General features: G+C 65.0%; 10 protein-coding genes. 3 read left to right on the forward strand and 7 right to left on the reverse strand.

Going from position 1 to position 11,768, the window contains the following annotated elements:
- Positions 1 to 67 precede the first annotated feature (67 nt).
- Positions 68 to 754 (forward strand): NUDIX domain-containing protein, encoded by a 687-nt coding sequence (locus Q3Y64_RS17970; RefSeq protein WP_303564020.1) that lies wholly within the window; start codon positions 68 to 70, stop codon positions 752 to 754.
- A gap of 37 nt (positions 755 to 791) precedes the next feature.
- Entirely contained in the window at positions 792 to 1,616 is an 825-nt protein-coding gene (locus tag Q3Y64_RS17975; RefSeq protein WP_303564022.1) for a hypothetical protein, read from the forward strand.
- Between the two features lie 171 nt (positions 1,617 to 1,787).
- On the opposite strand, the gene Q3Y64_RS17980 is transcribed toward Q3Y64_RS17975, so the two are convergent.
- From Q3Y64_RS17980 to Q3Y64_RS18010, 7 genes are all read right to left on the reverse strand, one after another.
- Positions 1,788 to 4,943 (reverse strand): efflux RND transporter permease subunit, encoded by a 3,156-nt coding sequence (locus Q3Y64_RS17980; RefSeq protein WP_303564024.1) that lies wholly within the window; start codon positions 4,941 to 4,943, stop codon positions 1,788 to 1,790.
- A 124-nt stretch (positions 4,944 to 5,067) separates the two neighbouring features.
- Positions 5,068 to 6,555, reverse strand: a complete 1,488-nt coding sequence (locus tag Q3Y64_RS17985; RefSeq protein ID WP_303564026.1) for an efflux RND transporter periplasmic adaptor subunit — start codon at positions 6,553 to 6,555, stop codon at positions 5,068 to 5,070.
- Positions 6,552 to 7,817: a TolC family protein gene (locus Q3Y64_RS17990; RefSeq protein WP_303564028.1), complete on the reverse strand. Its 1,266-nt coding sequence runs from the start codon at positions 7,815 to 7,817 to the stop codon at positions 6,552 to 6,554. The genes Q3Y64_RS17985 and Q3Y64_RS17990 overlap by 4 nt, the downstream gene beginning before the upstream one ends.
- Entirely contained in the window at positions 7,814 to 8,305 is a 492-nt protein-coding gene (locus Q3Y64_RS17995; protein WP_303564030.1) for a cupredoxin family protein, read from the reverse strand. Before Q3Y64_RS17995 ends, Q3Y64_RS17990 begins: the two co-directional genes overlap by 4 nt.
- A 10-nt stretch (positions 8,306 to 8,315) precedes the next feature.
- Complete coding sequence (locus Q3Y64_RS18000) at positions 8,316 to 8,648, reverse strand: copper-binding protein (RefSeq protein WP_303564032.1); 333 nt, start codon at positions 8,646 to 8,648, stop codon at positions 8,316 to 8,318.
- Between the two features lie 66 nt (positions 8,649 to 8,714).
- Positions 8,715 to 9,092 (reverse strand): hypothetical protein, encoded by a 378-nt coding sequence (locus tag Q3Y64_RS18005; RefSeq protein ID WP_303564034.1) that lies wholly within the window; start codon positions 9,090 to 9,092, stop codon positions 8,715 to 8,717.
- A gap of 44 nt (positions 9,093 to 9,136) precedes the next feature.
- Complete coding sequence (locus Q3Y64_RS18010; RefSeq protein ID WP_303564036.1) at positions 9,137 to 10,402, reverse strand: putative acyl-CoA thioester hydrolase; 1,266 nt, start codon at positions 10,400 to 10,402, stop codon at positions 9,137 to 9,139.
- 242 nt (positions 10,403 to 10,644) lie between these two features.
- On the opposite strand from Q3Y64_RS18010, the gene ydiK reads away from it, so the two are divergent.
- On the forward strand, positions 10,645 to 11,757 hold the full coding sequence (ydiK, locus tag Q3Y64_RS18015) for an AI-2E family transporter YdiK (RefSeq protein WP_303564039.1): 1,113 nt from the start codon (positions 10,645 to 10,647) through the stop codon (positions 11,755 to 11,757).
- Positions 11,758 to 11,768 lie beyond the last annotated feature (11 nt).

An 11,768-nucleotide genomic window follows, 5' to 3' on the forward strand; every position in this document is an offset into this window, starting at 1 on the left:
GAGTCGTAAAAATCATGGATAGTCGCTAGACTGTTCGTGTCTTTTTGCAACTAAGCAGGGATTCCTGATGCCTCAGAAGGCCATCATCTGCACTGTCGACGTCGTACTGTTGTGCCTGCGCGGGGCGGTCTTGAACGTAGCGCTGTGGCGGCGCGAGCGCGCGCCCTTCGAAGGCAGTCCGGCGCTCCCCGGCGGCTATATCCACCCCGAGGAAGACGTGGATACGCTGGACGCCGCAAGCCGCATGCTGCGCGAGAAAACTGGCATTGCCAGCCCTTACCTGGAGCAGCTCGGCACTTTTTCCGGCGCCAGTCGCGATCCGCGTGGCTGGTCCATCTCGATCGCCTACTACGCCCTGCTTCCGGCCGAACTGATCGAACAGGAGCCGGCGCCGGGCCTGGTGCTGCAAGCCGTCGAGCAGCTCAAGGGCCTGCCCTTCGACCACAAAGACATCGTGCAGGCTGCAGTGCAGCGGGTGCGCAACAAGAGCAGCTACTCCTCGCTGCCGGTCTATCTGTGTGGCGAGCAATTCACCCTGCCACGCCTGCAGGCCGTCTATGAAGCAGTGCTCGGTGAGCCGATCAACAAGGTCAGTTTCCGCCGCAAGATGGAAGAGCTGGACATGCTGGAAGCGGTAGAGGGCGCCATGGAAACCGGCCGCGCCAACCGGCCGGCCCAGCTCTATCGCCTCAAGCACGAGTTTCAGCAGTGCCTGTCCGTTTCGCCCCGCTCCCTGACGGCTGCCGCAGGCTAAGTCCTGCGTCTGCCGGGTTTTCACTCCCGGATATCTCATGCCCGAAGCACGCCCCCAGACCCGCGTCATCCGCAGCCTTTCCGTACTCCTGACGAGCTGCCTTGGATTTACCAGCGCTCATGCGCAGGACCCCCAGCCGCTGTTTGACCAGCCCATCCAGGAACAACACCTGCGCCTGCCTCCCGACCCGCTGAATCCACACACGAAGCCGGAAGTGGCGTGCTTCCATTACCCCGGCCTGATGATCAAGCAGGTCGATCTGGGCGAGAAGGGCGCAGCGCGTCTGGCCATCATTTCAGTCCCGCCCGACAAGAAAGCCCCGCCTTGTACGCGCCAGAAAGCGCGCGGGGAGCGGGTCGTCGATAGCACCGACTGGGCTGGCTATTTCGAGGGCGTGAAAGCCCCCTTCGTGTTCTTCACCAGTGACGATGGCCGCAATGATGGGCAAGGCTTTGCCGTCTTCACCCAGGAGGGCCGGAAAATATTTGCGGACCTCAGCAGCGGGCTGCACCGCATCGAGCTGCTGAGCCCCCCGCAACGACCGGAGGACAGGCCCTGGCATAGCAGCCTGTTGAAGCTGCGCTACGAGCGTATCCACCTGGCCAGCTGCTCGCTGCGTGCCGCTACAGAAGCTTGCTGGCAGACCATTCGCCAGGCCACCGGCCTGAGTGCCTCGCAGCCGCCGGATTGCAGCGCCTCCTACGAAGCGGAGGAAAAGCGCGTACCCGCAGGGCTCCGCGAGCAAGTGGCCGCCGATCCCAGCGTGATTGCCTACGAAGTGGAAGTCGTGCTCGATGACGGCGGCACGGTACAGCGGGTAACGCCTGTGTCCGAGGCCAGGGGCTGCTGGGCAGCACAATAGACGGGCACAAAGCCACCAGCCTGAAGCACCGCACTGAGCGGGAATCCAGCGCCGTCGAGCAACGCTGGATCCCCGCTTTCACAGAGACGACTAAAACGTAATGCCAAACGCCTAACTAAACGCTATCGCGCGCCGATCGGGTTCCTTCAAACCGACGGGTGCGAGGCTGTGTCAGGAGTCGGACGACGCATGCGTCTCGTCCACGCCAGGTTTTCTTCTGCGCATCAGCAGATACGCCGCCGGCACCAGAAACATCGACAGCAGCGGCGCAGTGATCATGCCCCCAACCATCGGCGCGGCGATGCGCTGCATCACCTCTGAGCCGGTGCCGCCGCCCCACATGATAGGCAGGAGGCCGGCGAGGATCACCGCCACGGTCATGGCCTTGGGGCGCACGCGCAGCACCGCACCTTCGCGGATTGCGTCGAGCAGGGCTTCGCGATCTGACAGGCCTTTTTCCAGACGTTCCTCCCACGCATGCTTCAAGTACAGCAGCATGATCACGCCGAATTCGGCCGACACGCCGGCCAGCGCGATGAAGCCGACCGCGCCGGCCACCGAGAGGTTGTAGCCCAAGAGCCACAGCAGCCAGATGCCGCCGACCAGCGCGAAGGGCAGAGTGGCCATGATCAGCAGGGCTTCGTCGACGCGGCGGAAGGTGAGGTAGAGCAGCAGGAAGATGATCATCAGGGTGAAGGGCACGACGATCTTCATCTTCGCGGCGGCGCGCTCCATGTACTCGAACTGGCCGGACCAGGCCAGGGAGTAGCCCGCCGGCATTTTCACCTGCTCGCTCACGGCCTGCTGCATGTCATGCACGGTGCGCGCCAGATCGCGACCGCGGATGTCCACATAGACCCAGCCGGACAGGCGCGCGTTCTCGCTTTTCAACATGGGCGGGCCGTCGCTGATGCGGATCTGTGCCACATCACCGAGCGACAGGCGCTGGGCGCGCGGGCCAACGATGGGCAGCTCGCGCAGCTTCTGCACCGAGTCGCGCAGCTCGCGCGGATAGCGCACATTGATCGGATAGCGGGCGAGTCCCTCGATGGTCTCGCCGACGTTCTCGCCACCAATCGCCGCGCTCACCACGCTCTGCACATCGGCGATGTTCATGCCGAAGCGCGCGGCGGCGTCGCGGTCGATGTTTACGTCGATGTAGCGTCCGCCGGTGAGGCGCTCGGCCAGCGCCGAGCTGACACCGGGCACCTCCTTCACCACGCGTTCGATCTGCGTGGTGAGGCGTTCGATCTCGGCCAGCGAGGCTCCGCCGACCTTGATGCCCACCGGGCTCTTGATGCCGGTGGCGAGCATGTCGATGCGGTTGCGGATTGGCGGTACCCAGATGTTGGCGAGGCCCGGCACCTTGACGATGCGATCCAGCTCCTCGATCAGCTTCTCGGTCGTCATGCCCGGCCGCCATTCGCTCTTCGGTTTGAACTGAATGGTGGTCTCGAACATCTCGATCGGCGCCGGGTCGGTGGCCGTTTCGGCGCGCCCCGCTTTGCCGAAGACACGCGCGACTTCAGGCACGGTGCGGATCAAGCGGTCGGTCTGCTGCAACAACTCGCTGGCCTTGCCGGCGGAGAGCATTGGCAAGGCGGTCGGCATGTAGAGCAGATCGCCTTCATCCATCGGCGGCATGAACTCGCCGCCGATGTGCTGTAGCGGCCACAGGCTGAGCGCCAGCAGCACGAGTGCCCCGGCCAGCGTGGCTTTGGGCCAGGCCAGCACGCCATCGAGCAGCGGGCGGTAGAGCGCGATCAGGAGGCGGTTGAGCGGGTTGCTGTGCTCGTCCGGAATCTTGCCGCGAATCAGGTAACCCATCAGCACCGGGATCAGCGTTACCGCCAGCAGGGCGGCAGAGCCCATGGCATAGGTCTTGGTAAAGGCCAGCGGCGAGAACAGCCGTCCCTCCTGTGCCTCCAGCGTGAATACCGGGATGAAGGACAGGGTGATGATCAGCAGCGAGAAGAACAGCGCCGGGCCGACTTCGGCGGCGGCTTCCGCGATGATCTGCCAGTGCGCCTCGCCGCGCGGCTCCGCGCCGGGATGCGCATGCTTCCATTTTTCCAGATGCTTGTGGGCATTCTCGATCATCACGACTGCTGCATCCACCATCGCGCCGATGGCGATCGCGATGCCGCCCAGAGACATGATGTTTGCATTTACGCCCTGGTAATGCATCACGATGAAAGCCATCAGCACGCCCAGCGGCAGCGAGATGATCGCCACCAGCGAGGAGCGCAGGTGGAACAGGAAGATGAAGCACACCAGCGCGACGACGATGAATTCTTCCAGCAGCTTATGGCTGAGGTTGTCCACTGCGCGTTCGATCAGGTCGCCGCGATCATAGGTCGGCACGATCTCCACGCCCTCGGGCAGGCTGGATTTGAGTGACTCCAGCTTGGCCTTCACCGCGTGGATGGCTTCCAGCGCATTCTTGCCGCTACGCAGGACGACCACGCCACCCGCGACTTCGCCCTCGCCATCGAGCTCGGCGATGCCACGGCGCATTTCGGGGCCGATCTGCACGCTGGCCACGTCGCCGAGGCGCACCGACACGCCCGAAGCTTCGGTCATCAGCGGAATCTTGCGGAAATCGTCCAGCGTTTGCAGATAGCCGGAGGCGCGCACCATGTACTCGGCCTCACCCAGCTCCAGCACCGAGCCGCCGGTTTCCTGATTAGCGCGGCCGATGGCGTCGATCACCATCTGGTGGCTCAGGCCATAGGCGCGCAGCCGGTCGGGGTTCAGTATCACCTGATACTGCTTGACCATGCCGCCCACCGAGGCCACCTCGGCCACGTTCGGCACGGTCTTCAGCTCGTACTTGAGGAACCAGTCCTGCAGCGATCTCAATTGCGCCAGATCGTGCTTGCCGGATTTATCCACCAGCGCATAGCTGTAGATCCAGCCCACGCCGGTGGCGTCCGGGCCCAACGCGGTCTTGGCGGACGGCGGCAGGCGCGACTGCACCTGATTCAGATACTCCAGCACGCGCGAACGCGCCCAGTACAGGTCGGTGCCATCCTCGAACAGCACGTAGACAAAGGAGTCGCCGAAGAAAGAAAAGCCGCGCACCGTCTTCGCGCCCGGCACCGAGAGCATGGTGGTGGTGAGCGGATAGGTGACCTGGTTCTCGACGATCTGCGGCGCCTGCCCCGGGTAGCTGGTGCGGATGATCACCTGCACGTCGGACAGATCCGGCAGCGCATCCAGCGGGGTGCGCAGCGCAGCGTAGAGGCCCCATGCGGTGAGCATCACGGTGGCGAGCAGGACGAGGAAGCGGTTGCTGATCGACCAGCGGATGAGTTTGGCGATCATGACTCAGCCCTCACGCGTAGCCCGGATGCAGCGCAGCGGAATCCGGGGCTGGCCTGTATGGCGCCACTTGTCCCGGATTCCGGCCTTTGGCCTGCATCCGGGCTACGAAAATGGAGGTGCGCGTTCATTTCCCACCCCCGATCACCATCACATGCGTGAGCTGTGGCTCGCCGCTGGCGGGCGTGGTGAAGGCGATGTGCACTTTCTGGCCGGGCTTCAGATCCTTGGGCAGGCCGTCTTTCGGCAGCTTGAAGCCCATAGTCATCGCGCCCCACTTCAGCTCGGGAATAGCCGGGTGCGAGAGCATGACCATGTCATCGACGACAGATTCGAATACCGCTTCGACCTGATACTCCTTTGCGCTCAGCGCTACCGGCTCGGTGACGCGAGTACCGACCGCACGCAGGCTGGCCTCCGAATCGAGCAGGAACTGGCCAGAGACGACGACCTTTTGCCCTGCGGCGAGGCCACTGCTGATCTCGATCTGACCATTGGCTTCCTGCCCGGTCTGCACGTCCACCGGGCGGTACTTGCCTTCGGCTTCGGCGAGCATCACCACCGTGCGGGTGCCGGTGCGGATCAGAGCTTCGCTCGGGATCATCAGTCCCGACTTCGCCGTGCTGCCTAGAGCAATCCGTACAAACATGCCCGGCGACAGACGCCCGCCGGGATTGGCGAGCTCGATGCGCGCCTTCAGCGTGCGCGTGCTGGCTTCCACCTCGGGCAGGATGGCCTGCACTGTGCCTTTGAACATCTGCCCGGAGAAGCCCGCCAGGCTTGCCTCTACAGGCATGCCCGGTTTGATCAGGGCGGCCTGGCTCTCGGGGATTTCGGCATTCACCCACACGCTGTCCAGCGCGTTGATGCGGAACAGCGTGGCACCGGCCATCACCGTCATGCCTTCGCGCGCGGCGAGTTCGATGACGCTGCCCGCAGCGGGCGCCGTGATCGTGATGCGCGCCTGCACCGCGCCGGATTTCTCGACCTGTGCAATCAGAGCCTCGCTCATGCCGGCCTGACGCATGCGCTGGCGTGCAGCATCAAGCAGTGCGGCCATGCCTTCGCCCGCCATCTTCTTCACGGCGAGAAATTCTTCCTGCGCGGCGACCCAGTCCGGCACATACAACTCGGCCAGTGCCTGGCCCTTACTGACGCGATCCAGGGTGGCGCGTACGAAGAGCTTTTCGACGAAGCCGGTATTGCGTGCCTGTACAACCGTGAGGCCGCGCTCGTTCCAGGCTACGCTGCCGCTCACTTCGATCTGCGGACTGAGGCTGCCCTGTGCGACTTCAACCGTGCGCAGGCCGAGGTTCTGGGTTTGGCGCGGGCTGATGCTCACACCACCCGCATCGCCCGTTTCATCGGCGTAAACCGGCACCAGCAGCATGTCCATGAAGGGTGACTTCCCCGGCTTGTCGAAACGCTGGCCGGGCACCATCGGGTCGTGCCAGTACAGCACGCGGCGGCCCGTACCCGGGTCAATCTTCGCGTCGTGGCTTTCTGCTACAGCAGGTGCGGCGTGGCGACTGCCGAGTTGGTAAGCGCCGTAGCCGACCGCACCCAAGGCGAGCAGGACGGCAAGGACGATGAGTTTCTGACGGTGATTGTTCATGGTTGTTCTCCATGCGCAGCGGAGACAGACGCCTCCTGCGGATTCAGGAAATTAAGCTGGGCCCAGGCGCGGGCGGCTTCCAGCGCCACGCGCTGGTGCTCCATGCGGGTGTCGAGCGCCATGCGGCGGGCTTCGAGCACGCGGGTCAGCGAACCGCTGCCGGCACGGTAGGCAGCGAGCGCCGCTTCGACCTGCTGCTGGGCCAACGGCAGCAGTTGCTGGTCGTAGCGTTGCAGGCGTTCGCGCGCGTTATCGAGCACGGCCAGATTGCCGCGCAGCTCGGCGCGGTAGGCGCGTTGCATGTCGGCCTGCTGGGCACGCGCCTGATCGAGCTGAGCCAGGCGCGCCCCATGCTCGCGATCCTGCCGGCTGGCTCGATCCCAGGGCAGCGGCATGGACAGGTTCACAGAGACGAGGTTGGAAAAGCCCGGGCCGCGCTGGCCATACATCAACTCGACGGCGATATCCGGGGTGCGGTTTTCACGCGCCATGCGGGCATCCGCTTCCGCCAGAGCGACCAAGGCCTGCTGGCTCGCCAGCAAGGGATGCTGCTCGGCAGACTCGGCCAGTGCCGGATGCACTTGCAGCTGGCTCTTCAGCTCAGGTGGCGGCGCCAGCGGGCGCTCCGCGTCCTCGCCGATCCAGCGCGCCAGTCGTGAGCGGGCCATGAGGATGTCACGCTTCATCTGAGCCAGCTGATCCTGGCTGCGGGCAATCGCCAGCTGGTTGGCAAACACATCGGCCTGCTCGCCACGGCCGGCGCGAAAGGCCGCGTCAGCCGCCTGCTGCTGCAGATGCAGTTCGGCGATCTGGCTCTCCAGCAAGGCCTGCATGCTGCCCTGATAAGCAAGATCGAGCCAGGCCAGAGTAGTGTCGCGACGTGTGTCAGCCAGGCTCTGGCGCTGGCTCACATGCGCCAGTTCAGCCTCCCGCAGGGCCTTGTCGGCGCGCGCCTGGCGCTTGTCGCCACGCGTGAACTCCTGCATCACACCGATCTGGCGCATGGTCATGCTCTCCTGAGTCAGGCTCCAGGCCATCTCGCCATCGGTGGGCACGTTGCTGAGGCCCAGCTTGAGCACCGGATCCGGCAACTGACCAGCCGCCACGGCCATCTCGCGCGCCGCCATCTCCTGTGCACGCAGGGCTTCGATCTGCGGCGCCCGCGTCTCGGCGATCCGGCGCGCCTCCTCCAGGCTGAGTGGCTCGGCCGCCAGCAGCGGAGCGGCCAGCAGCAAGGCCAGCCAGGGCAGGACTCTTTTCATGGTGTCACCTCGATCATGCCGCGCATGCCTTGTGCGTAGTGATTGCCGACCAGACAGGCAAACTCGAAGCTGCCAGGGCGATTGAAATGCCATAGCAGCTCGCCGCGCTGACGCGGCAGCACATGTGCCATCCAGGCGTCGGCATGCTCCATCTTCGGGAATTTCTTCATCAATGCAGCGTGCTCGGCAATTGCGCCGGGTGTGCCGATCACCATTTCGTGCAGCTTGCGGCCGGCGTTGCTGATGACGAAGCGGATCGTTTCGCCCTGCTTCACGCGAATGCTGGCAGGGGTGAAAAGCATGTCATCGGTCATGCGGATTTCAATGCTGCGCACGGAAGAACCGGTGCTACCGGCGATGCCCCAGGCAGTCTGCTCGGCGGGCTGGGTCGCTGCCTGCGCCGGGGTATGGGTATGGGCGAGTACTGGCGGTGCCACCCCGGCAAGGGCGGCACTCAGCCAGACCATCTGGAATGGTCTGCGGATCATGGCGGTGACCTCAGCGCTTGAGGGTGGTGACGGTCAGGACGCCGCCGAGGTCTTCGACCCGGACCTCGACCTTGTCGCCGGCCTTCAGATCGGCAGGCAGGACAAGCTTCTTGTCGAGCGCGAAAACCATGGTCATGCCGGGCATACCGAGGTTCTTCAGATCCCCGTGCTTGAGGGTGATCTTGCGAGCTTTCAGATCGAGGGCGCGTACTTCGGCGGGTACCAGTTCCTGACCCATGGCATGACCAGCATGCATGTCATGGCTCATGCCCTGGGCCAGAGCGGGTTGCGAAAGAGAGGCAAGGGCGAGCAGGACGCTCGCGAAGGCGATACGGATGTTCATGGCAATTTCCTGAATTAAGTACAACGACAATGGCGGGCAGAAGGCTGCCAGCGCTTGAGGCGGAGTTCAGGAAAGGCGTCTGGGCGGACGCTCGAGGCCGTCCGGAATATGGCTCGGCGGAATGCCTGCCGGCAACAGCAGGTAGCTGCTGCCAGCCTGCGTCGGCAGAGCGGACGGCACGGCGCTGGCGTCAAGCATGGCTCCGCAGCAACTGCCGCAGGCCTTGAGCTTGAGGGGGGCATGGTGCTGGCCGCGCTCTTGCTGCGCGCTGCCGCCATCCGCCGCGGTACTGGCGCCATGGCAGCTGGCGTGCAGGTTTTCGGCCACCGGCTGATCCTGCCCAGCCACCGGCAAGAGCAGGCTCATCTGTACGGCCGCCAGGCCCTGAACGGGAACGCTCAGAGCCAGCAGGCAGATGCAGAGGAAGCGGAACAGGGCACGCATGGCCGGAGTTTAGTACGAAATTGCGCGCCAGGCGCCAGCCCTGTTCAGCGCGCGGCCGCCCCCGGCCCGTAATTGTTGAACTCCCACAGGCGGTTGAAGCCCGGGTCATCCAGATCGCGCGCCGGATCGGCATTGCCGCGGTGCGGCCGGCGCGTGGTGGCGGCGTGGTCCCAGGGGCTGTCGGCGCCACAGGCGACGTCTATGAAACTGTCGCGGATCACGAGCTGGCCGTTGGCCGTCTTGCCCGGCAGGTAGCCGGTATTGCCGGCGCCCTGATCCCAGCTGCGGCCAAGGAAGCTGCGGCCATCCTGTTGTAGCCAGGCGTCTGCGGTGAAGCGGCAGTCCAGCGCGAGGAAGCCGAAGCGCTTGCCCGGATGCGTGTCCGGCGCAAACACGATGGTCGGTGCACGGCGCCGGCTCGAAACGGAATGAAACTCACAGCGCTGGAACACGGCGCTGGCACTGCCGAACACATAGTCGGTATCGCCTTCGATGTAGCACTCGGTCGCCAGCAGGCGGGCATCGCGATCACGGGCGTAAGCGCCCATCGCATTGGCGGCACGCGGGGCCTCGCCGGCATTGCAGAAGAAGGTGTCCTGGCGGCTGATCAGGCGCAGGCCTTCGAGCTGGCAGCGATCGCCATCGCTGCGCAGGGCCACGGCCTGGTGAGTGCTGCCATCCACCGTGTCGAGCTGGCTGTTCACGATGCTGAAATTCTTCAGCTGCAGATCGCTGGCCTGGCTCCAGAACACGGCCGCGCTAGGCGTGTCGATGCTCTTGCCGTCCGGACGCCCGGCGCAGGCCTGATACATATGCCAGGCCGGATCTCCGGGCTGGAATTCAGCGGCCGGATTCACGCGCTGAATGTACTCCGCCACCGTCATACGCGAATCGAGGCATAGTTCGATGCGCACGTCGGAGCCATGGCAGCCGCAGCCGACGAGGCTCAGCGGCGGTGCAAAGGCCGGGATGTAGACCGCTCCGCAATACACGCCGGGCAGGATGTGGATGTACTGACGCTCGATGCGGCCACTGCGGATCGCCGCATTCACTGCGGCCTGCACACTGGCATGACTGCCGCCGGGGCCGACGACGAAATCGGCACGCGAATCGGCAATGGCGGCGGGCCGCCAGGGGCCGTCCGGCGCGGCGTGCAGGCCGCCCTCGGCGAAATACGCCGTCGGCACGAACGCTGCCGCTTCCGCCGCACTGAGCTGAGGACGCTGCGCCGTGTTGGGCGGGCTCAATCGCCCGGCAGTTCCGGGCAAGGCATCCCGGTGCGCGAGTTCGGGAGAGGCAAGGTGATTCATGAGGGGAAATACTCCAGCGTCAGGCCACGCCGGAAGTGAAGGCATGATACCGGTCGCAACCCTAGCATCGGCAGTGGTATTGCTCAAGGCTTCGAACCAACACTTTTGATCCGCGTCTGCAAATTGATGTAGCAGCGCCAACGCCCGGCCGCTGCGGCTGTGCACCATGCGGGCAGCAGCGCCTACAGCCGATTCGCTTATCATGGAACACTCGTCCATTGCCATCCAGCCGGAGCGCCCCCATGCCTGCCTTTCCGCCCCGCCGTGATCTCGCCCAGATGCTCCTGAGCGTTACCCTCACGAGCGGCCTGCTGCTCGCTTCGCTGTGGGTGCTGTCGCCCTTTCTGCTGGCCCTGACATGGGCGACGATGATCGTCGTGGCATCCTGGCCACTGATGCTGCGCCTCGAACAATGCCTGTGGGGACGCCGCAGCCTGGCCGTACTGACCATGATCGGCGGACTGCTGCTGGTGCTGTTCCTGCCCTTCATGGCTGCCATCACCACCCTGCTCGATAATTCGGACCGTCTGATTGCCCTGCTCAGCAACTTCGATGGCGAGCACATTCCCAGCGCCCCAGGCTGGCTCGGCAGCATTCCTCTGGTGGGCGAACGCCTCGCCGAGCTGTGGGCACAGATCGCTGCGCTGGGCGTGAAGGGCCTCACCTCCAAGCTGGTGCCGCACCTGGGCAGCCTCAGCAAATGGTTCGCCGCCAAGATCGGCGGCCTGGGCCTGATCCTGCTGCAGATCCTGCTCGCCATCGTGCTGGCCGCCATTCTCTACATGAACGGCGAAGCCACGGCCAGCGCCCTGCGCCGCTTCGCCCACAAGCTCGGCGGCACCCGCGGCGAAAGCATGCTGGAGCTGGGGGCCGGTGCCATCCGCGGAGTGGCGCTGGGCGTTGGCGTCACCGCCGTGGTGCAGGCCCTGCTCGGGGGCATCGGTCTGCTGATCGCGGGCATCCCGCTGGCTCCGGTGCTCACCGCCCTGATGCTGATCCTGTGCATTGCCCAGCTGGGCGTGCTGCCGGTGCTGGCGCCGGCCGTGATCTGGCTCTACAGCAGTGATCAGAGCGGCATGGGCACTTTCCTGCTGGTGTGGATGCTGATCGTGGTCAATCTCGACAATGTGCTGCGCCCCTGGCTGATCCGACGCGGTGCGGATCTGCCCTTGCTGCTGATTCTCGCCGGCGTCATTGGCGGCTTGATGAGCTTCGGGCTGCTCGGCATCTTCCTTGGTCCATTGCTGCTGGCAATCAGTTACACCCTGGCCGGCTCCTGGCTGACCGAAGACACTGCGCCGACGTCGGACGCCCCGCTGCTGCCCGAGCCCCCCGCTCCGCCGGTCACGGACTGAACCCGGCCGCG

Origin of the sequence: Uliginosibacterium sp. 31-12 (assembly GCF_030548425.1) — a bacterium.
GTDB classification, from domain to species: Bacteria; Pseudomonadota; Gammaproteobacteria; order Burkholderiales; family Rhodocyclaceae; genus Uliginosibacterium; species Uliginosibacterium aquaticum.